This is a genomic window from Curtobacterium sp. MCBD17_040, from assembly GCF_003234805.2.
GTDB lineage: Bacteria > Actinomycetota > Actinomycetes > Actinomycetales > Microbacteriaceae > Curtobacterium.
The window spans coordinates 3,231,541-3,251,196 of record NZ_CP126273.1 but is presented as its reverse complement, the minus strand read 5'-3'; the positions used below and the strand labels follow the sequence as shown (position 1 = coordinate 3,251,196).

At 71.8% G+C, this 19,656-nt stretch carries 19 protein-coding genes; 14 read left to right on the top strand and 5 right to left on the bottom strand.

Annotated elements, in window-relative coordinates; translation table 11 throughout:
* Window positions 1–51: 51 nt before the first annotated feature.
* Together DEI94_RS15305 and DEI94_RS15300 are read right to left on the bottom strand one after the other, a co-directional pair.
* Complete coding sequence (locus tag DEI94_RS15305; RefSeq protein WP_111027745.1) at window positions 52–870, bottom strand: shikimate 5-dehydrogenase; 819 nt, start codon at window positions 868–870, stop codon at window positions 52–54.
* A gap of 42 nt (window positions 871–912) precedes the next feature.
* Entirely contained in the window at window positions 913–1,404 is a 492-nt protein-coding gene (locus DEI94_RS15300) for a GNAT family N-acetyltransferase (RefSeq protein ID WP_181435236.1), read from the bottom strand.
* Between the two features lie 159 nt (window positions 1,405–1,563).
* Here DEI94_RS15300 and DEI94_RS15295 point away from each other — a divergent pair, with 159 nt between their 5' ends.
* The 11 genes from DEI94_RS15295 to DEI94_RS15245 all read left to right on the top strand — a co-directional run bounded on the left by DEI94_RS15295 (window position 1,564) and on the right by DEI94_RS15245 (window position 13,632).
* Window positions 1,564–3,114 carry an ABC transporter substrate-binding protein gene (locus DEI94_RS15295; protein ID WP_111027743.1) on the top strand — a complete coding sequence of 517 codons (1,551 nt, stop codon included), beginning with the start codon at window positions 1,564–1,566 and terminating at the stop codon, window positions 3,112–3,114.
* Between the two features lie 98 nt (window positions 3,115–3,212).
* On the top strand, window positions 3,213–4,172 hold the full coding sequence (locus DEI94_RS15290; protein WP_111027858.1) for an ABC transporter permease: 960 nt from the start codon (window positions 3,213–3,215) through the stop codon (window positions 4,170–4,172).
* Window positions 4,169–5,053, top strand: a complete 885-nt coding sequence (locus tag DEI94_RS15285; RefSeq protein ID WP_111011507.1) for an ABC transporter permease — start codon at window positions 4,169–4,171, stop codon at window positions 5,051–5,053. Before DEI94_RS15290 ends, DEI94_RS15285 begins: the two co-directional genes overlap by 4 nt.
* Window position 5,054: 1 nt before the next feature.
* Window positions 5,055–6,110 carry an ABC transporter ATP-binding protein gene (locus tag DEI94_RS15280; protein ID WP_111014195.1) on the top strand — a complete coding sequence of 352 codons (1,056 nt, stop codon included), beginning with the start codon at window positions 5,055–5,057 and terminating at the stop codon, window positions 6,108–6,110.
* Window positions 6,107–7,387, top strand: coding sequence for an ABC transporter ATP-binding protein (locus DEI94_RS15275; RefSeq protein WP_111027857.1), 1,281 nt, complete (start codon window positions 6,107–6,109; stop codon window positions 7,385–7,387). The genes DEI94_RS15280 and DEI94_RS15275 overlap by 4 nt, the downstream gene beginning before the upstream one ends.
* The gene (locus tag DEI94_RS15270; RefSeq protein ID WP_111027856.1) at window positions 7,384–8,223 is read left to right on the top strand and encodes a M55 family metallopeptidase; all 840 of its coding nucleotides are present in this window, start codon (window positions 7,384–7,386) and stop codon (window positions 8,221–8,223) included. Before DEI94_RS15275 ends, DEI94_RS15270 begins: the two co-directional genes overlap by 4 nt.
* Entirely contained in the window at window positions 8,220–9,200 is a 981-nt protein-coding gene (locus DEI94_RS15265; RefSeq protein ID WP_111027855.1) for an isoaspartyl peptidase/L-asparaginase family protein, read from the top strand. The genes DEI94_RS15270 and DEI94_RS15265 overlap by 4 nt, the downstream gene beginning before the upstream one ends.
* 36 nt (window positions 9,201–9,236) lie before the next feature.
* The gene (locus DEI94_RS15260; protein WP_111011638.1) at window positions 9,237–10,154 is read left to right on the top strand and encodes a MurR/RpiR family transcriptional regulator; all 918 of its coding nucleotides are present in this window, start codon (window positions 9,237–9,239) and stop codon (window positions 10,152–10,154) included.
* Window positions 10,151–10,966, top strand: coding sequence for an SDR family NAD(P)-dependent oxidoreductase (locus tag DEI94_RS15255; protein WP_111027854.1), 816 nt, complete (start codon window positions 10,151–10,153; stop codon window positions 10,964–10,966). Before DEI94_RS15260 ends, DEI94_RS15255 begins: the two co-directional genes overlap by 4 nt.
* A gap of 24 nt (window positions 10,967–10,990) precedes the next feature.
* A complete protein-coding gene (locus DEI94_RS15250; protein ID WP_111012904.1) occupies window positions 10,991–12,688 on the top strand; it encodes a DUF885 domain-containing protein in 1,698 nt (565 codons plus the stop codon).
* On the top strand, window positions 12,685–13,632 hold the full coding sequence (locus DEI94_RS15245; protein ID WP_111027853.1) for a ketopantoate reductase family protein: 948 nt from the start codon (window positions 12,685–12,687) through the stop codon (window positions 13,630–13,632). Before DEI94_RS15250 ends, DEI94_RS15245 begins: the two co-directional genes overlap by 4 nt.
* Window positions 13,633–13,783: 151 nt before the next feature.
* Here the strand turns inward: DEI94_RS15245 and DEI94_RS15240 are convergent, their stop codons facing one another.
* On the bottom strand, window positions 13,784–14,683 hold the full coding sequence (locus tag DEI94_RS15240) for an NAD-dependent epimerase/dehydratase family protein (protein ID WP_111027852.1): 900 nt from the start codon (window positions 14,681–14,683) through the stop codon (window positions 13,784–13,786).
* A gap of 225 nt (window positions 14,684–14,908) precedes the next feature.
* A complete protein-coding gene (locus DEI94_RS15235) occupies window positions 14,909–15,682 on the bottom strand; it encodes an SGNH/GDSL hydrolase family protein (RefSeq protein WP_258378123.1) in 774 nt (257 codons plus the stop codon).
* Window positions 15,683–15,730: 48 nt separating this feature from the next.
* Here DEI94_RS15235 and DEI94_RS15230 point away from each other — a divergent pair, with 48 nt between their 5' ends.
* Together DEI94_RS15230 and DEI94_RS15225 are read left to right on the top strand one after the other, a co-directional pair.
* Window positions 15,731–16,291, top strand: a complete 561-nt coding sequence (locus tag DEI94_RS15230; RefSeq protein ID WP_258378122.1) for a P-loop NTPase family protein — start codon at window positions 15,731–15,733, stop codon at window positions 16,289–16,291.
* 232 nt (window positions 16,292–16,523) lie between these two features.
* Window positions 16,524–17,213 carry a hypothetical protein gene (locus tag DEI94_RS15225; protein WP_111027849.1) on the top strand — a complete coding sequence of 230 codons (690 nt, stop codon included), beginning with the start codon at window positions 16,524–16,526 and terminating at the stop codon, window positions 17,211–17,213.
* A 71-nt stretch (window positions 17,214–17,284) separates the two neighbouring features.
* Here DEI94_RS15225 and DEI94_RS15220 read toward each other — a convergent pair whose 3' ends face one another.
* On the bottom strand, window positions 17,285–17,452 hold the full coding sequence (locus DEI94_RS15220) for a hypothetical protein (RefSeq protein ID WP_181434721.1): 168 nt from the start codon (window positions 17,450–17,452) through the stop codon (window positions 17,285–17,287).
* Between the two features lie 235 nt (window positions 17,453–17,687).
* On the opposite strand from DEI94_RS15220, the gene DEI94_RS15215 reads away from it, so the two are divergent.
* Window positions 17,688–19,580, top strand: coding sequence for a glycoside hydrolase family 43 protein (locus DEI94_RS15215; RefSeq protein ID WP_111027848.1), 1,893 nt, complete (start codon window positions 17,688–17,690; stop codon window positions 19,578–19,580).
* Window positions 19,581–19,656: the final 76 nt, after the last annotated feature.

Genomic DNA, 19,656 nt, shown 5'->3' with positions numbered 1-19,656 from the left:
ACCGCGCGGTGGCGTCGCCCCGCGTCCGCTGGGACGGGCCTCCGCCGGCGGTCACTCCGCGCGGCTGAAGGCCGACGCGCGCGCCACCTGGTCCGCGGTCACGGCGACGCCCGTGTACCGCTCGAACTGCCGGGCGGCCTGGAGCGCGATCACCTCGGCGCCCGTGATGAGGTGCCTCCCGGCGACACGGGCGGCGGCGACGAGTGGTGTCTCCGCCGGGAAGGCCACGACGTCGACGACCGTGTGCGCGTGGGCGATGCGCTCCTCGGGGAACGCGAGCTCGTCGGCGGCGTCGCCGTGCATGCCGATCGGCGTGACGTTCACGAGGACGTCGGCGTGTCCGGCCCCGGCGCCGTCGGCGAGCCATCGGTAGCCGTACCGCTCCGCCAGTGCGGTGCCCGTGTCCCGGTTCCGTGCCACGACGGTGAGGTCGTCGAACCCCCTGCCGCGGAACGCCGCGACGACCGCCTTCGCCATCCCACCGGACCCGCGGAGCAGGACCGAGGAGCGGGGGTCCACGCCGTGGTCGGCGAGCAGGGCGGCGACCGCCTCGTAGTCGGTGTTCGACGCCGTCAGCACGCCGTCGTCGTTGACGACGGTGTTGACGGAGTCGATCGCGGCCGCGGACGGTTCGAGCGTGTCGACGAGCGGGATGATCGCCTCCTTGTACGGCATGGACACCGAGCACCCGCGGATGCCGAGCGCGCGGATGCCGCGGACCGCGCCCTCGAGATCGGTGGTCGTGAACGCCTTGTACACGAAGTCGAGGCCGAGCTCGTCGTAGAGGAAGTTGTGGAAGCGGGTCCCGATGTTGCTCGGGCGACCGGCGAGCGACATGCACACCTGCATGTCCTTGTGGAGGATCGGCATGGTCCCAGCATGCCCGGCGCGGAACGAGGGGGCGGGGACCGGTCAGGAAGCCAGGGTGCGGGCCAGGCGCAGGTACTCCGGGTGCTCCGGATCGCGCTCGGTGGGGCGGAAGCCGACGCGCGCGTAGGCCCGCAGCGCGGGTTCGTTGCCCGGGACGACGAACAGGGCGACCTCCTCCATGCCGATCGACCGGGCCGCGTCGAGGGCGAGCTCGAGCATCGGGGTCGACAGGCCCCGGCCGCGCTGCCCGGGTGCCAGGGCGATCCGTGCCAGGCGCCCCGTGGTCGGGGTGACGAGCGCGGTCTCGACGTGGCCGAGCACGGCGTCGGGGGCCTCGACGGCGGTGACGGTCCATGCCTGGCGACTCGGATCGTCGATCGAGGCGAGGAGCGCGGCCGCGGTGTACGGCCAGGGCGCACCCGTCCCGGCGAACGCGGAGGCCTGCTCCGGGGTCGTGAACCAGGTCACGACGACGGCGGCGTCGGCGGGCGTGAACGGGCGGAGCGCGAGGACGGGTTGCGGCGGTGCGGTCATCTCGGACATCGTCTTACAAACGTAACAAATCGGAAAAGAACTGCCCTTACTGTAATCATCACTACGGATCGCGCCGCCTCCGGACGGCACCGGTCCTCCCCGCACCGCTCCCGAGTCCGAAGACCGGCGTCGTCCGACGTCGGGGAAGTGAAGAGGCACATGAAGCAACGCACCCGCGTCGCGGTCGCCGCCGTCGCCGCCGCAGCGGCGGTCGTCGTCGCCGTCGGCACCGGCGGCGCCACCGCGTCCGCAGCCACCACGAAGGGCGGCACGCTGACGATCGCCCGGTCCGCCGACATCATCTCGATGGACAACACGACCACGTTCGACAACAACTCCATCCACGTGCAGCAGCAGATCATGGAGCCGCTGTTCAACGTCAGCGCGAACGGCAAGAAGCTCACCCCGTGGCTCGCCAAGAGCTACTCGATCTCGTCGGACAAGCTCGACTACACGATCCACCTCCGCAAGGGCGTCGAGTTCTCGAACGGTGACCCGGTCACGGCCAAGGACGTCAAGTTCTCGCTCGACGCGGACACCGCCACGGGCTCGAGCGGCTGGGGGTACATCAACGCCGCGATCGACAACGTCACGGCCGTCGACGACGCGACCATCGACATCCACCTCAAGCACGCATGGGCCCCGCTCATCGCCGACCTGTCGCTGTTCAGCAACGCGATCGTCCCCGACAACTACGGCGGCGAGACGAAGGCGGAGTTCTACACGCACCCGGTCGGCACCGGCCCGTACAAGTGGAGCTCGTGGAAGAAGGGCCAGTCGCTGACCCTCGTCAAGAACACGCACTACTGGCAGAAGGGCAAGCCGCACCTGAACAAGATCGTGTTCACGGTGGTCCCCGACGCGAACACCCGGAAGCTGCAGCTCCAGGGCGGTCAGATCGACATCGACGACACGCCGGACTGGTCGAGCCTGTCCTCGCTCGCGAGCGCGTCGGGCGTGACCGCCAAGACGTTCAAGTCGACGCAGATCGACTACATCGCCTTCAACGAGAAGCGCAAGCCGTTCGACGACGTGCACATCCGGCGCGCCATCGCCTACGCCATCGACCGCAAGGCCATGGTCAAGGCGATCCTGTTCGGGCACGGGTCGGTCGCGAACTCGCTGCTCTCCCCGGGGACGCCGTACTACGACAAGAACGCCCACGGCCCGACGTACAACGTGAAGAAGGCCAAGGCCGAACTCAAGCAGTCGTCGCAGCCGAGTGGCTTCACGACGACGCTGCTCATCCGCTCCGGTGACCCGAACGAGACGTCGATCGCGCAGATCATGCAGTCCGAGCTCAAGAAGATCGGCATCACCATGAAGATCAAGCAGCTCGACCCGACCGCGAACAAGCAGGCTCGGCTCGCGGGCGACTTCGACATGGCGTGGTCCGCGTGGACGATGGACATCCCGGACCCCGACGAGTGGACCTCGTTCGCGGTCGACCCCAACGGTGGCTCGAACTCGGCGTTCACGAACTACGACAACGCCGCGGTGGTCAAGCTCAACAGCCAGGCCCAGCAGTCGGTCGTGTCGAGCAAGCGCAAGGCGCTGTACGCCCAGCTGCAGCAGCAGACCGGCGACGACGCGTTCCTCGCGTACCTGTACTACTCGCCGTACGTCTACGGGATCTCGGACAAGGTGTCCGGATTCCACGTGACGCCCCTCGGGAACTTCCAGCTCGAGAACGTCAAGAAGCAGTCCTGACGGACTGACCGGCGGGAGGGCCGGGTCGTCTCGACCCGGCCCTCCCAGTCGGGGCCCACCGGCCCCCATCCACACCCGCCCCCTGCGGAAGGCACCCCATGCTCCACCGCCTGCGCTTCATCCCCGGACGCCTCATCCAGGCGATCCCGGTCGCGTTCGGCGTGACGATCATCGTCTTCTTCCTGTCGCACCTCCTGCCCGGGAACGCCGCACTCGCGCTCCTCGGCGAGCGCGCGACGAAGGCGAGCGTCGCCGCCCTGACCCAGCAGCTCGGCCTCGACCAGCCGCTGTGGAAGCAGTACTTCCTGTTCCTCGGGCAGATCCTGCACGGGAACCTCGGCACGAGCCTCACCTACCAGCTCCCCGTCACGCAGCTCGTCATGCAGGCCGTGCCCGTGACGCTCTCGCTGCTCGGCCTCGCACTCCTCATGGCGCTCGCGATCAGCATCCCGCTTGCGTCGTTGGCGGCCTCGCGGCCCAACGGCGGCCGTGACCTCGCTGCCCGCGCGGTCACCCTGCTCGGGCAGGGCATGCCGCAGTTCTGGGTCGGCATCATGCTCATCCTGCTGCTCGCGGTCGACGTCAAGGCGTTCCCGGTGGGTGGCTACGGCAACGGCGCCGGCGGTCACCTGTACTCCCTGTTCCTCCCCGCGCTGACGCTCGCGATCGCGATGTCGCCGACGATCATCCGGAGCCTCCGATCGTCGATGATCGGCGTGCTCGAGTCGGAGTACGTCGGCACCGCCAAGTCGAAGGGCGCGTACGGGGTCCCGCTCTTCCGCGACCACGTGATCCGCAACGCGGCGATCCCGACGGTGTCGATCATCGGCGTCAACCTCGGGTACCTCGTCGGCGGGTCGCTCGTCATCGAGAAGGTGTTCGCGCTCCCCGGCCTCGGGTCGCTCATGGTGAACGCGATCTTCGCCCGTGACTTCCCGACGATCCAGGGCGTCACGCTCTTCGTCGCCATCTTCGTCGTCGTGGTCGGGATCCTGACCGACGTCGTCTACACGATGCTCGACCCCCGGGTCGACCTGGCCGGAGGGAACGCCGCATGACCACCCCCACGGCGACGTTGGTCGGCTTCAAGAACCGGCGCCGCGCCTCCCGGACACGCTCGCTCAAGGCCTGGTACCGGAACGGCTCGCTCATGGCGGGCATCGTCATCGTCGGGCTGCTCGTGGTGGTGGCGGTCGCCGCGCCCGTCATCGCGCCCTACGACCCCGTCAAGCAGCACCTGGAGGCGGCGCTCGAGTCGCCGAGTTCGGCGCACTGGCTCGGGACCGACAAGTACGGCCGCGACGTCCTGTCCCGCCTCATCTGGGGCGCGCGGGTCGACCTGCGGGTCGGGTTCCTCGCGGTGCTCATCCCGTTCGTCGTCGGCAGCGTCGTCGGCGCGATCGCCGGGTACGTGGGCGGCATCGTCGACACGATCCTCATGCGCATCGTCGACGTGTTCTTCGCGTTCCCCTTCTACGTCATGGTCATCGTGCTGGTGTTCGTCCTCGGGGCGGGCGAGGCGAGCATCTACCTGGCGATCGCCGCCGTGTCGTGGGTGTCCTACGCCAAGATCGTCCGCGGCGAGGTCCTGGTGGCCAAGCAGCAGGACTACGTCGTCGCGGCCCGACTCGGGGGCATGTCCCACGTGCGGCTGCTCGTCCGGCACATCGCCCCGAACGTCATGACGCAGGCGATCATCTACGCGATGAGCGACATCGTCATGGACATCATGGCGATCGTCACGCTCGGGTACCTCGGCCTCGGCATCGAACCGCCGACCGCCGAGTGGGGCTCGATGATCGTCGACGGCCAGGAGTTCATCACGACCCAGTGGCAGCAGACGACGATCCCCGGGCTCGTCGTGGTCGTCACGAGCCTCGGCCTGTCCTGGCTCGGCGACGGCATCAGCGACCTGCTCAGCCCGGACCGGAGGCGCTGACATGGAGGGACGACACGACATGCCGACGACGGCCACGACCGCGGCGACGAACGCGAGCACCACGACGACCGCACCGCTGCTCGAGGTCGAGGGCCTCACCATCGGTATCCGACGTCGGGGGCGCCCCGACGTCCGGATCGTCGAGGACCTGGGGTTCAGCATCGCCGAGGGCGAGCGGTTCGGGATCGTCGGCGAGTCCGGCTCGGGCAAGTCCCTGACGCTCCGGGCGATCGCGGGGCTGCTGCCGAAGGGCGTCACGGTCCTCTCGGGTGCGATCCGCTACCGGGGGCGGGACCTCGCGGGCCTCGGCGCGAAGGAACGGCGCCGCCTCATGGGCCCCGAGATCGCCATGGTGTTCCAGGAGCCGATGACCGCGCTCAACCCGGTGCTCCGCGTGGGCGACCAGATCGCCGAGGGGCCGCGTCGGTACCTCGGGCTCTCGCGCGCCGCAGCCCACGACCTGGCCGTCGAGATGATGCGCCGGACGGGCATCCCGGATCCCGAGCGCCGCGCCGCGGCCTACCCGCACGAGCTGTCGGGCGGGCTCCGGCAGCGCGTCATGATCGCGATGGCGCTGTCGTGCTCACCGAAGCTCGTGCTCTGCGACGAGCCGACCACCGCGCTCGACGTGACGGTCCAGCACCAGGTGCTCCAGCTGCTCGAGGAGCTCTGCGACGCCACGGGTGCCGCGCTCGCGTTCGTCACGCACGACCTCGCCGTCGTCAACCAGACGTGCAGCCGGGTCGCGGTGATGTACGCCGGCCACCGGGTGGAGACGGGCCCGGTCAAGGCCGTCTTCGCCGACCCGCGGCACCCGTACACGAAGGGTCTGCTCGACTCGGCGCCGGACTTCGACGACCCCGACCGAGCACTCGTGCCGATCCCCGGGTTCCCGCCGAACCTGGCCGCCCGGCCGTCCGGCTGCCCGTTCGCGCCGCGCTGCCCGTTCGTCGTCGAGGCGTGCACGACCGCCATGCCGCCGCAGGAGGACGTCGGGCCCGGCCGCACCGCCGCCTGCATCCGCACGCACGAGGTGTTCGAGGGAGTCCCCGCATGACCACGATCGCACCCACGGCGCCCGACACCGGCGCCGTCCTCAGCGCCACGGGCGTCACGAAGCGGTACGCCCTGCCCGTGACCGTCGTCGACCGCGTCCGACGCACCGAGCGTCCGGCGCTCAAGGCCCTCGACGGCATCGACCTCGACCTCCGGCGCGGCGAGGTCCTCGCGCTCGTCGGCGAGTCCGGATCGGGCAAGTCGACGCTCGCCAAGATCCTCGTCGGCAGCGTCACCGCGACGACGGGTCGGGTCGACGCCGACGGTGCCCCGCTGCCGGTCCACCGCGACCGCGAGGCCTCACGCCGCATCCAGATGGTGTTCCAGGACCCGTACTCGTCGCTCAACCCGCGGATGAGCGTCGGCTCGATGCTCCGCGAGCTCCTGCTCCTGCACCGCATCGTGCCGCGGAACGAGGTGCGGGCCGAGAGCATCCGGGTCCTCGGGCTCGTCGGCCTGGACGAGGACGCGCTCGACGCCTACCCGAGCCAGTTCTCGGGCGGCCAGCGGCAGCGCATCGCGATCGCCCGCGCCATCGCCGTGCGGCCGGACGTGCTCATCGCCGACGAGCCGGTGTCAGCGCTCGACGTGTCGGTGCAGGCGACGATCCTCGAACTGTTCGCCCGCCTCCAGCGCGAACTCGGCCTGAGCATCCTGTTCGTCGCCCACAACCTCGCGGTCGTGCAGCACCTGAGCCAGCGCGTCGCGGTCATGTACCTCGGCCGCATCGTCGAGGTCGCCGACACCGCCGAGCTGTTCCGGAACCCCCGGCACCCGTACACGCGGGCGCTCATCGACTCGATCCCGCGCATGGGCACCGAGGACGCCATGAGCCGCCTCGCGCTGCAGGGCGACCCGCCCAGCCCGTTCGACGTCCCGAGCGGCTGCCGGTTCCACCCCCGCTGCCCGTACGCGGTCGACGCCTGCCGCACCGTCGACCCCGCGCTCGAGCCGGTGCCGGTCGTCATCGGCGCACGTCCGAAGTCCGCCGGCGGCCTGCCGGGAGGCGACGCAACGTCCGCCGCGCACGTCGCCGCCTGTATCCGGTCGGCCGAGCTCGGCGACGTCGACCCGCTCCGCGAACCGGCGATCGAACTCGACGACCCCGCACTCACGGAACCCGAGGTCCTGCTCGACCCCGACGCGCTCGTCGAGGGCGATCCCGTCGACCGCCCCCAGACCGCCACCCCGGCCGACCCCGCCCAGCACCGCACCGCACCGCACCACCCGGCCGAGCCCCATCAGCCGACCGCGCCCCACGAAGGAAGGCCCGCATGAAGATCTGGATCTCGTACGACATGGAGGGCGTCGCCGGCATCGTCGACTGGGACCAGTGCCGTCCCGGTGCGCCCGGGTACGCCCTGGGATGCGACCTCCTGCTGGCCGAGGTGAACGCCGCGATCGAGGGCGCGGTCGCCGGCGGCGCCACCGAGGTGCTCCTCAACGACTCGCACAGCCGCATGGCGAACCTCGACCCGCGGGCGATCGCGCAGCCCGAGGTGGTCCGGATGATCACGGGCCGCCACAAGCCGATGTACATGGTGCAGGGGCTCGATGCCTCGGTCGACGCGGCGTTCCTCGTCGGCTACCACGGCAGCATCTCCGGCGCGCCGTCCACGCTGTCCCACACGTACAACCCCGAGGTGTTCACCGGGGCCCGGGTGAACGGCGCCTGGGTCGGCGAGAGCGGCATCAACGCCCTCGTCGCGGCGCACCACGACGTCCCGATCGCGCTCGTCACCGGCGACGAGGTCACCTGGACCGAGACGGAGCCGTTCGCTCCCGACGCCGAGCACGTCGTCACGAAGACGTCGATCACCCGCGCGAGCGCCGACGCCCTGCACCCCGCCGTGTCGTGCGCACGGATCCGGGCTGCCGCGACCGCGGCCGTCGCGAAGGTGACCGCGGGCGGCATGCGCGCCCCGGACCTCCCGGCCGACACGACGCTGGAGCTCGACGTGCTGACGTCCGACATGGCGGACGTCGCCACCTGGGTCGGCGGCGTCGACCGGGTGTCCGAGCGCACCATCGCGATCAGCGGCGGCGACCTGCTGTCGGTGTTCACGCGCTTCGTCGCCGTCAACTACATCACCCGGCAGGCGGGCGGCCGATGACCGGGGCTGCAGCCGAGCAGGCGGGCCGTCGCGACGAGGAGGCCATCGCGCGCCCGCAGGGCACCCGGATCTGGGACATCGCGCCGACGCGCGGCTGGTCCCTCGCCCTGCACGGCGGCGCGGGCGGTCGGATCGCGGAACTCGCCGACGAGGACCGGCAGCGGTTCGAGGCCGGGCTCGCGGCCGCGTACGCGGCCGGGTCGGCGGTCCTGGTCGCCGGTGGTCCCGCGCTCGACGCCGTGTGTGCGGCCGTCGAGCAGCTCGAGGACGATCCCCTGTTCAACGCCGGACGCGGGGCAGCGCTCACCGCCGAGGGCGAGGCACAGCTCGACGCGTCCGTCATGGACGGCGCGACCGGCCTGGCGGGCGCGGTCGCGGCCTCCCGGCACGCACGGAATCCGGTGCTGCTCGCCCGCGCCGTCATGGAGCGGTCCGCGCACCTGTTCATCGTCGACCCCTCCGAGGACCTCGTCGCCGGCTGGGGGCTCGAGACGGCCGCGCAGGAGTACTTCATCACCGAGGCGCGCCAGCAGCAGCTCGCCCGGATCCTCGCCGACCGGCTCGTCGCACCGCGGCACGGCACGGTCGGTGCGGTCGCCCGGGACACCTCGGGCACGGTCGCCGCGGCGACCTCGACCGGAGGCATGTCGGCACAGGAGGACGGCCGCGTCGGCGACTCGCCCGTCATCGGCGCCGGCACCTACGCGCGGAACGGCCAGGCCGCGGTGTCCTGCACCGGCGAGGGTGAGGCGTTCATCCGCGGAGTCGTGTCCCACGACATCGTCGCCCGCATGCGCTACGGCGGGGCCAGCCTGCCCGACGCGGTCCGTGCCACGATCGACGAGGAACTCACTGCGCGCCACGCCAGCGGCGGCCTCGTGTCCGTCGACGCGGACGGCCGGGTCGTCGTGGCGCACAACTCGCCGACGATGTTCGCGGCGTTCCACGACGGCGATCGGCTCGTGCTCCGCACCTGAGGCCGTCGGCCCGGGACCGGACACACCAGGAGGGACATGCCGATCAACGACGAGATCTTCGCCCGGATGGACGAACTCAGCCCCGCCGAGAAGAAGGTGGCGCGCACCCTGCTCGCCGCGTGGCCGAGTGCGGGACTCGACAGCGCGGCGAGCCTCGCGCGCTCCGCCGGCACGAGCACGCCGACGGTGCTCCGGCTCGTCGCGCGGCTCGGGTTCGGCACGTACCCCGCGTTCCAGGCGAAGCTCCGCGACGAGGTCGCCCACCACATGGGCAGCCCCGTCCAGCGCACCCAGGAGGGCATCGCCCACGACGGCGGCAGCGGGACCTTCGCCCGGGCCATCGCCGAGCGGGTCGGGCTCATCGAGGCGCTCCGGACGTGCGTGCCGCCGAGCGAGTTCGACCGCGCCGTCGCCGTGCTCGGGGAGCGGCCGAAGCACGTGGCCGTCATCGGGGGGTACTTCAGCCGCTACTTCGGCATGGTGTTCGCCGCGCAGCTCGACCAGATCCTGCCCGACGTCGCGTTCCTCGCCGAGCCGCTCGGGCACGACGTCGGGCGCTTCCTGCGGCTGCGCCGGGGTGCGGTCGTCGTCGTCATCGACTTCCGACGCCACGAACTCGCCGCGCAGGAGGCCGCCGCCGCCGCGAAGGAGCAGGGCGCCACGGTCGTCGTCATCACCGACACCACGCTGTCCCCGGCGGCCGAGAGCGCCGACGTCGTGCTGCCGGTCACGGTGGACGGGATCCCGTTCGACTCGATGGCACCGCTGCTCGTGCTCATCGAGGCGCTCGTCGAGGGCGTGCTCCGCGCGAGCGGTCGCCGCGGCCTCGCACGCATGAAGGAGTGGGAGGACTCGGTCCGGATCTCCCGCGCACACCGAGGGGAGCCGACGACCGGCCCCCGGGCCGTCGGCGCCGGCAACCTCGGCGCCATCGAACTCGAGGAGGAACGATGAGCGACGAGTTGTCCACCACGACCGGACAGTGGCCCCTGGCCGCCTCGGCGCGTACCGCCGCGCGGAGGCCGGACGGCACGCCCGCCCCGGCGCCGGAGCCCGTGCCGTCGGCCACGGGACCGCTCGCCGGCCAGGTGGCCGTGGTCACCGGGACCGCGCAGGGCATCGGACGGCGCACGGCTGACGACCTCGAGGCCGCCGGCGCCGTCGTCCACCGGCTCGACCGCGACGACCTCGACCTCGCCGACAGCGCCGCGGTCGACGCCTGGTTCGCCGCGCTCGACCGCTGCGACGTGCTCGTCAACGTCGCGGGCGGCGTCGTGGGCCAGACCCACACACCCATCGAGGACCTCACCGACGCCGCCTGGGACGCCGTCTGGGCGGCGAACGTCCTGACCGCCCGCAACTGCACCCGCGCCGCCGCCCGCCTCATGAAGCCCGCCGGCTACGGGCGGATCGTCATCGTGTCGTCCGGTGCCGGCCGCAGCGTGAGCCTCACCGGCATCCAGGCGTACACGACGTCGAAGGCCGCGCAGATCGGGTTCACCCGACAGATGGCGCACGAGCTCGGCCCGCACGGCATCACCGTCAACTGCATCGCGCCCGGGTTCGTCCTGTCGAACCCGACGACCCAGGCGCAGTGGGACTCCTACGGCCCCGACGGGCAGCGCGCCCTCGTCGAGCGGATCGCGGTCCGCCGCACCGGCACCCCCGAGGACATCGCCCGCGGGGTCGCGTTCTTCGTCGCACCCGACGCCGGATGGGTCAGCGGCCAGACGCTGTCCATCGACGGCGGACATCAGCTCTTCTGAGCCACCCGTTCCCGAGAGGACAGCATGACCACCACCCCACCGGACACCGACGTCCACGCGCAGCTCGCCGACCTCGGCGAACGGTACTTCGCCACCGAGCACACCTACGACCCCTACAACGCGACCCTCCTCGGAATCGCGGAGTTCGACCACCTGCCCGGTGACCCGAGCGAGGACGCGAGCGAGCGTGCCGCCGCGGACCTGGCGGCGATCGCGGAGGCCGCCGCGGGCCTCCCGGTCGACCGGCTCGACGACGCGGGCCGGGTCGACCACGGCGTGCTCACCGCACTCGTCCGTGGTGCGCAGCAGGACGCCGAGCACAGCCTGTGGGCGGCGAACGCGAGCGCCAAGGGGTACGTCAGTCGGCAGGGCCTCGTGTTCCAGGCCGTCCCCGCGATGACCGTCGCCGACCAGGCCGCTGCGGACCGCTACCTGGCCCGGATCGGCGGCCTCGGCGGGACCTTCGCCGCGCTCGCCGACCGGTACCTGCTCGAGGCGTCGCGCGGGCGCGTGCCCACCGCCATGGGCGTGCGCCACTCGATCGAGCAGCTCGAGGGCTACCTCGCGCTCCCGCTCGACGACGACGCCCTGCTCACCGCCGTGCGCGGGACGCCGTGGTTCGACGCCGCCCGGGCACTCGTCGACGAGCGGGTGCGCCCCGCGATGTCGGCGCTCGCCGAACGGCTCCGGGTCGAGCTGCACCCGCTCGCGCGGCCGGACGACCGCGTCGGGATCTCGACGATCCCCGGCGGGGCCGAGGGCTACGCCGCCGCGGTCGCCCGGCACACGACGACCGCCCTGACGCCGGACGAGATCCACCGGATCGGCCTCGACGAACTCGAGCTGCTCCGGGAACAGTGGGCGACGATCGGACAGCGCGCGCTCGGGCTCACCGAGCCGGTCGAGATCGCCGCGCGACTGCGCACGGACCCGGCGCTGCGGTTCCGGACCACGGACGAGATCATCGGGTACGCGCAGGCCGCGCTCGACCGGGCGGAGGCCGCGCGCCCCGCGGCCTTCCCCGCGTACGACATCACCGCGTGCACCCTCGAGCCGATCAACCCGATCGACGCGGGCAGCAGCGCCCTCGGCTACTACCGGCCCCCGGCGGTCGACGGCAGCCGCCCCGGCGCCTTCTGCCTGCTCGCCGACGAGCCCGAGCAGCGCTACCGCTACGAGTACGAGGCCCTGACGTTCCACGAGTCGGTCCCCGGGCACCACATGCAGCTCGCGATGGCGCAGCAGCTCGACGTGCCCCGTTACCGCCGCTACCTCGACGTCGAGGCGTGCAGCTTCAACGAGGGATGGGGCCTGTACTCCGAGGAGCTCGCCGACGAACTCGGGCTGTACTCGGACGACGTCGCCCGCCTCGGGATGCTCTCGATGCGCGCGCTCCGGGCCTGCCGACTCGTCGTCGACACGGGCATCCACCACCTCGGGTGGTCCCGGGAGCAGGCCGTGCAGTTCATGCTCGCGAACACCGCCGCCACCGAGGAGCACGTCCGCAGCGAGGTCGACCGCTACATCGCCTGGCCCGGGCAGGCCCTGGCCTACATGATCGGACGCCGCGAGATCCTCCGGCTCCGGGCAGCCGCGCAGGGTGCGCTCGGGGACCGGTTCGACCTGATCGGGTTCCACGACACGGTGCTCGGGAACGGCGCGGTGCCGCTCACCGTGCTCGGCGGAGTCGTCACGCAGTGGCAAGAGAGGACAGCAGCATGAAGGTCACCATCATCGGCGCCGGCGCGATCGGCGGCACCATCGGGGCTCGGATGCACCGCGCCGGACACGACGTCCTGCTCTGCGACGCCGACGCGGCACACGTCGCCGCGATCAACGACGACGGCCTGCACATCGAGGGGCCGGTCGAGGAGTTCACCGCGCACGTTCCGGCCGTCGCACCCGACGACCTGCCCGACACGATCGAGCACGCGATCGTCGCGGTGAAGAGCCTGCACACGGCGTCCGCCGCGGCGCTCCTGGAGGGACGGCTCGCCTCCGACGGGTTCGTCCTGACCGTGCAGAACGGCCTGACCGCCGACACCCTGCAGGCCGCCGTCGGCGCGGACCGGGTCGTGTCGAGCTTCGTCAACTTCGGTGCCGACTACCTCGGCCCGGGCCGCATCCTGCAGGGCAACGTCGCGACGTTCCGGATCGGCGAGATCGGCGGCGGACCGATCACGCCACGGGTCGGCCTGCTCGCGGACAGCCTGCCGTACGCACTGCCGACCGAGAACGTGCTCGGTTACCTGTGGGGCAAGGAGGCCTACGGCGCGATGCTCTGGGCCGGCGCGGTGTCCGACCTGACGATCGCGGACTCCCTGTCGCTGCCGCCGTACCGGGCGCTCATGATGGCCGTGGCGCAGGAGGCCATCGACCAGGCACCCGTCCCCGTCGAGTCGTTCGACGGTTTCGTGCCCGACGACCTCGACGGGTCGCTCGACCGGCTCGCCGCGTTCAACCGCAAGAGCGCCAAGGCCCGCAGCGGCATCTACCGCGACCTCATGGTGCGCAAGCGCAAGACCGAGGTCGACGAGGTGCACAAGGACATCCAGGGGCCGGTGTTCGACCGGATCGTCGCGATGATCCACGACATCGAGGAGGGCCGCCGCACGTGCGAGGTCGCGAACCTGGAGGAGTTGGCGGAGTTCGCGGCCTCCCGCTGACCACGGCGGCGGGATCGAACCGCTCTCGTCCGTTCGCACCGCGCGCTCCGGGTGTTCCACCGGAAGCGCGCGGTGTGACCGCGGACGAGCACGCGGCCCTGCCGCAGCGCGCGCGGTGCCGTCTCCGCTCAGACGGAACCGCTGAGGGAGGTCAGGGTCGCGACGTCGGCATTGCTCGCGCGTGCCCCTGCTCGTCGAGGTGGTCGCGCCACGAGCGCTTCGGGCTCCAGCCGAGGAGCCGCCGCGCCTTCTCGATCGAGATCCCCGACGCGTCGACGCGGTCGAGTTCGCGGAGCTCGATCGCGTCGCCGTGGTGCTCGCGCACGACGGCGGCGAAGTCGTGCCCCCCGGCGTTGTCGGCCGCAGCGATGTAGAACACCTCGTGCCCGGGCAGGTCGGACTCGGCCGCGAGCACCAGGGCGTCGGCCAGGTCCTCGGCGTCGATGTAGCTGCCGAAGTTCGCGCTCGTCCGGGACGGCTCGCGCACCTGCGGACCGAGGTTCGACTCGTAGTTGTCCTCGTTGTGGACGGTGCTCGGCCGGATCGAGATCGCACGGATGTCGGAACGACGCACCGCGGCGTCCATGAGCTGCTCGCCGAACGCCTTCGACAGCGCGTACGGGTCCTGCGGGTACTGCGGGTGGTCCTCGTCGACCGGCAGGTAGTCGGGCAGGAACGGCCGTTCGGGGAAGAAGTTCCCCACGATGCTCTCGCTCGACACGTTGACGAACCGGCGGACGCCGAACTGCACCGCGGCCTCGATCAGGTTGAACGTCGACATCAGGTTCGTCTGGAACACCACGTGTGGCGGGTTGCCGGTCGGCTGCGGGATCGCGGCGACGTGCACGACGACGTCCGCACCGGCGACCACGGCGTACGCGGAGCCCGCGTCGGTGAGGTCGGCCTGCACGTACCGTCCGGGGACGACGACCCCGGCGTCGAACACCGGGCGGACGAGGTCGACGCCGAGCACCTCGTGCCCCGCGTCGACGAACGCCTGGACGGTGGGGCGTCCGACCTTGCCCCGGGAACCAGTGACGACGACCTTCATGGTGTGTTCCTCCTGCGCGGGCGGCCCGCGGTCCGTCCGACCGGGAGGGCCGGAACCAGTCCGAACGTACGCGAGATCGCACTCGTTGCCTGACCCCCGGCCCCGGGCGCCCGGCCCCGGCGCCCGGCCTCCCCTTCCGCGAGATCGCACTCGTTGCCGTTCTGGGCGCCTCCACAACGGCGACGAGTGCGATCTGGAGCGACCGCCCGACGCAGCCGTGCTCCGTCACGGCGTCCGGGAGCTCCAGGGGAGGTCCACCGGCTGGAGGGTCGCCCGCTTGGGCTCCCGGCCGTCGCCCGACGAGCGGCCGGTGAGACGACGGCCGATCCAGGGCAGCACGTGCTCGCGCCAGTAGGCGGCGCGCGACTGCCGCACCACCTCCGGCGGGAGCTCCTCCGGGAACGGGGGGAGGGGAACCTCCAGTGCGGCCAGCACGTTGCCCGCCACCCGCCGGTGCCCGAGGGCGTTGAGGTGCAGTTTGTCCGGTGACCAGTAGCGCGGCTCCATCAGTTCCTCGTCCGACCAGTTATCCACCACGGTCACGTGGTCCTTGCTGGCCCACTGCCGGATCGCGCTCGCGAACTGGTTGCCGCGCCCCTCGACGAGGCGCCCGGCCGGCAGGTTCCGCGTCATGTTCGCCACCGTGACGAACACGACCTCGGCGCCGGAGGCCACCGCACGGTCGATCGCGGCCTCGAGCCGGGCGGTGACCGCGGCAACCGAGACGCGGGCGCGGATGAGGTCGTTGTTCCCGCCGCTGATGCTCAGCAGGTCGGGACGCAGTGCGATGGCCGGCTCGAGCTGCTCGTCGAGCAGGGGTGCGAGCAGCCGGCCGCGGATGGCGAGGTTGGCGTACGTGACCGGGCCGGCCGCCGCCGCCGCGATCCCTTGGGCGACGAGGTCCGCCCACCCGCGAGGAGTGCCGTCCGGCCGTTCGTCACCCATCCCCTCGGCGAAACTGTCACCGATGGCCGCGTAGCTGCTCAACGATCTCTGCACGGGTCGATCCTGCTCCTGCGGTGACGCGCCCGTCCGTAAGCTGCCGCCATGACCGCCCCGGGCTCGACCGCGCGACGGGTCCTTCCGCGGGTCCTGCTGCTCAACGGCACGGTCGGCGCGGGCAAGACGACCACGGCCGACGCGATCGGTGCACTGCTCCGCGAGCGGGGTCTGCCCCATGCGGTGGTGGATCTCGACGCCCTCCGTCGTGTGTGGCCCGCACCGTCCGACGACCGGTTCAACGGAGCGCTCCTCGCGCGGAACCTCGCGGCGGTGGCGCGGAACGCGTGGGACGCCGGTGCCGACCGGCTCGTGCTCGCGGGCGTCGCGGAGACCGTGGAGGACCGGAGCGCGCTCGAGGAGGCCGTCGCCGAGACGATCGTCACCTGTCGGCTGGTGGTGACGGCCAGCGAACTCCGACGGCGACTGCTCGTGCGGCACGGGCCCGGAGCGGAGCGCGACTGGCACCTCGACCGCGCGGAGGAGCTCGACGCGGTCCTCGACGGTGCTGACGTCCACGATCACGTGGTGTCGGTCGACGGCGACGACCGCGGGAGGGTCGCCACCGCGGTGCTCGATGCGGTCGGGTGGGGACCTCCAGTGCGCTGAGCGTCGGGCAGCCCATCCGCTCGCAGGGTCGTCGTCGCGGTCAGATGCCCAGGACGAGCCGGATGCCTGCCGCGACATGCGTCATCAAGTTGCGCTGCAACGCGCTCGAAGTGTTCGAAGTCGCTGTCCGGAACCGAGATCGCGGTCTTCATGGGGTGAGTACAACCGGTCATACCGGTCTCGCCGCATGCGGCCCGCACGTCACATCAGTGAGCAGGCCAGGATCGTGTGCATGGCCGACGCTCCGTTCCGCACCGGATGGGTGATCGTCCGCGCGCGGTACCCCGAGCTCGTGAGCGTCGAGGTCCGCCGACGGCGCACGATCATCGCCGGCAGCGTGGCCACGGCGGTCGGGACGGCAGCCTCGCTGACCGAGATCGTCTGGCACTGGGCGACGACGCCGGCCCCGCTGGTGGTCGTCGGCCTGGTGCTCATCGCGGCCGCGTTCGGTTCGGGCGCCGCCGCGTTCCACCGACTGTCGCTCGCGTCGCCACCGCTCTGGGCGTTCATCCCATCGGGCAACTGGCGCCGCCAGGAACGCATCGCCCGACAGTTCGCCCCGCGGCCACCGGCGATGGCCCCGGAGGACCGCGACCTGGTGATCGCCGCCGCCGAGCGTGCGCGCGACGGGCTCGTCCTGAGCGCTGCCCGGACACTGTGGCTCCCGGCCGCATGGGCACTCGTGTGGCTCGGCGTGGCCGCCGTTGGTCTCGAGGGGCGGTTCGCCTTCTCCTTGTTCACACCGCTCGGTCTCGGGCTGCTCCAGTCCTCGACGTTCATCGCCGCGGTGACCGGACTCGGCCGCATGGAGCTCGCCCGACGCCGCGCCGAGGCCCTGCCGCCGCTGCCGGAGGTCGCACCACCGCGTCGGCCCACCGGTCGTGGTCCCAGCGGATCGAAGCTGTCGCTCCCCGGCGAGTGACCGTCCCGCTCCGCGCGAGTGACCGTCCCGCTCCCCGCGAGTGACCGTCCCGGCCCCGCCGATGCGCGCCCTCAGGCCGCGTTCCGCCGCCGCATCGGGGATCCGTTGCGGAAGAAGTCCTCGTACCGGACGGTGTCCTCGGTCGTACCGGTCGTCCGTCGCCGCGGCATGGTCGCCGCCTTGCGGAAGAAGCGGATCTGAGCGGGTGCCACCCCGGGTTGCATCTCGTACCGGCTCATGTCGTTCCTCGGGTCCCTGGCCGATGCGGCGCTGACGCCCTGTCGTCAGCTGACGCCGCATTCGTGCGAGTGATGCTCAAACAATAGGGGCGATCCTGGCCCGCGAACAGGGGTGGACACCATGCGGTTTCCGTGCAAGTCCTGCGCCAACGTCTCGCGCCGAGACGGTGGACGGCGAGCGGGGTCGTGGGTAGCGTGAACGCCACCACTCCTCAACGACGAGAGAGAAGCAACCGTGCGCCGAATCCTGGCGACCGTGATCGCGGCCGCAACGCTCATCGGGGCCCCGGCCCTGTCCCTCCCGGCCATGGCGGCACCGGCCGCGGCCCCACCGCGGTCCGCCGCCGTCCCCGCGCATCGCGGCCCGGCGACGCCCGCGAGCTACCAGAACCCGATAGCCCTCCGCCTCCCGGACGGCCAGACGGCCGCGAGCTGCGCCGACCCGACCGCCATCCACGGCGCCGGGCGCGACCGGAACTGGTACCTGTACTGCACGTCGGACGCGCTCACGGCGACCGAGACGAACGGAGACGGATCGCTCGTACAGCACACCGTCCCGACCTACCGCTCCACGGACCTGACGCACTGGACGTACGTCGGTGACGCGTTCACGACGAAGCCGGCCTGGGTCGGTGCGGCGAACGGGATCTGGGCCCCCGATGTGGTATACCGCGCGGGCGCCCACGGGCGTCCCGGCACGTACTTCATGTACTACACCGCGTCGGACACGCCGACCGCGACCGCGGCAACCGGCGGCGGGTCGGCCGTCGGCGTCGCGACGAGCACGAGCCCGACCGGACCGTGGACCGATTCAGGAGGCCCGGTGGTCGCCCCGCAGGAGGCCGCGAACGGTCAGGGGAAGCGCTGGGAGTTCGACCCCGAGGTGATCACCGCCAACGGCGCGACGTACCTGTACTTCGGCAGTTACTACGGCGGCGTCAACGTCCGGCAGCTCACGGCTGACGGCCTCCGGTCACTGCCCGCCACCGAACAGCCGATCGCGATCGACAACCGGTACGAGGGCACCTACATCACCCAGCACGACGGCTGGTGGTACTTCATGGGCTCCGCCACGAACTGCTGCAACGGTGCCCTCACCGGGTACGGCGTGTTCGTCGCGCGGTCCCGCAGTCCGCTCGGCCCGTTCCTCGACCAGGACGGCGTCTCGATCCTCAGCACCCGGGTTGGAGGCACGCCCCTCCTCGCGCAGAACGGCAACCCCTGGGTGGGCACCGGGCACAACACGGTCGTCACGGACTTCGCCGGGCAGGACTGGATCATCTACCACGCGGTCGACCAGAACGACCCGTACTACGCGGGCCAGCCGACGTACACGAAGCGACCGGCGCTCATCGACCCGCTCGACTGGGTGAACGGCTGGCCGACCGTCCGCGGGGGTGCCGGACCGTCCGATCAGCGTGAGCCCGGGCCCGTGGCGCAGCCGGGGGAGCGGCCCACCTACCGGCCGACCCTCGCACCGGTCACCGTGCCCGGCCGTCCCGTCCGGGCGGCCTCGACCGACTTCGCCGGGACGAGCCTCCCGTCGTCGCTCGCGTGGACGCGGCAGCCGGACCCGTCGACGTACTCGGTGAGCGGCGGTGCGTTCCGCTGGCAGACGCAGGCCGCGGACCTGCACCCGCCGGCGACGCCGCTCGCCTCGGTGCTCACGGAGCCCGCGCCGGCCGGTGACTACGTGCTCGAGACGAAGGTGTCGGTGGACACGCCCGCGACCGGCGATGGCGTGAACTACGCGCAGGGCGGTCTCATCGTGTACGGGGACGACGGCAACTACATCCGCCTCGTGTCCAACTCGATCTACGACACCCGGCAGACCGAGTTCGGCAAGGAGGTCACCCCGCAGCCGGCGGGCGCCCCGAACTACGGGAACATGGTGGTCGGTCCGGTCGGCGACTGGACGACGCTCCGGATCGTGCACCACACGGTCGAGGGGAAGAGCGCCTACACCGCGTACACGAGCGTCGACGGGCGGCACTTCGTCAAGGGCGGCACGTGGACGGCCGATCTCGGGGCGCACCCGCGGATCGGGCTCATCTCGCTCGGGGCCTCCGGGTTCACGAGCACGTTCGACTACCTGCACGTCAGCGGGGCGGTGACGCTCGGGCGCTGACCGCCCCCGCCCCCGCACCCGCGACACTTGCGAGATCGCAGCTGTTGTCGTTCTGGCATCACCCAGAACGGCAACG

Bases quoted from the DNA above. Each gene is read 5' to 3' on its own strand.
- DEI94_RS15220 (WP_181434721.1), bottom strand. From the start codon at position 17,452: ATGAGCCGGTACGAGATGCAACCCGGGGTGGCACCCGCTCAGATCCGC.
- DEI94_RS15285 (WP_111011507.1), top strand. From the start codon at position 4,169: ATGACCACCCCCACGGCGACGTTGGTCGGCTTCAAGAACCGGCGCCGC.
- DEI94_RS15245 (WP_111027853.1), top strand. From the start codon at position 12,685: ATGAAGGTCACCATCATCGGCGCCGGCGCGATCGGCGGCACCATCGGG.
- DEI94_RS15225 (WP_111027849.1), top strand. From the start codon at position 16,524: ATGGCCGACGCTCCGTTCCGCACCGGATGGGTGATCGTCCGCGCGCGG.
- DEI94_RS15265 (WP_111027855.1), top strand. From the start codon at position 8,220: ATGACCGGGGCTGCAGCCGAGCAGGCGGGCCGTCGCGACGAGGAGGCC.
- DEI94_RS15255 (WP_111027854.1), top strand. From the start codon at position 10,151: ATGAGCGACGAGTTGTCCACCACGACCGGACAGTGGCCCCTGGCCGCC.
- DEI94_RS15230 (WP_258378122.1), top strand. From the start codon at position 15,731: ATGACCGCCCCGGGCTCGACCGCGCGACGGGTCCTTCCGCGGGTCCTG.
- DEI94_RS15280 (WP_111014195.1), top strand. From the start codon at position 5,055: ATGGAGGGACGACACGACATGCCGACGACGGCCACGACCGCGGCGACG.
- DEI94_RS15260 (WP_111011638.1), top strand. From the start codon at position 9,237: ATGCCGATCAACGACGAGATCTTCGCCCGGATGGACGAACTCAGCCCC.
- DEI94_RS15250 (WP_111012904.1), top strand. From the start codon at position 10,991: ATGACCACCACCCCACCGGACACCGACGTCCACGCGCAGCTCGCCGAC.
- DEI94_RS15300 (WP_181435236.1), bottom strand. From the start codon at position 1,404: ATGACCGCACCGCCGCAACCCGTCCTCGCGCTCCGCCCGTTCACGCCC.
- DEI94_RS15270 (WP_111027856.1), top strand. From the start codon at position 7,384: ATGAAGATCTGGATCTCGTACGACATGGAGGGCGTCGCCGGCATCGTC.
- DEI94_RS15240 (WP_111027852.1), bottom strand. From the start codon at position 14,683: ATGAAGGTCGTCGTCACTGGTTCCCGGGGCAAGGTCGGACGCCCCACC.
- DEI94_RS15305 (WP_111027745.1), bottom strand. From the start codon at position 870: ATGCCGATCCTCCACAAGGACATGCAGGTGTGCATGTCGCTCGCCGGT.
- DEI94_RS15295 (WP_111027743.1), top strand. From the start codon at position 1,564: ATGAAGCAACGCACCCGCGTCGCGGTCGCCGCCGTCGCCGCCGCAGCG.
- DEI94_RS15275 (WP_111027857.1), top strand. From the start codon at position 6,107: ATGACCACGATCGCACCCACGGCGCCCGACACCGGCGCCGTCCTCAGC.
- DEI94_RS15290 (WP_111027858.1), top strand. From the start codon at position 3,213: ATGCTCCACCGCCTGCGCTTCATCCCCGGACGCCTCATCCAGGCGATC.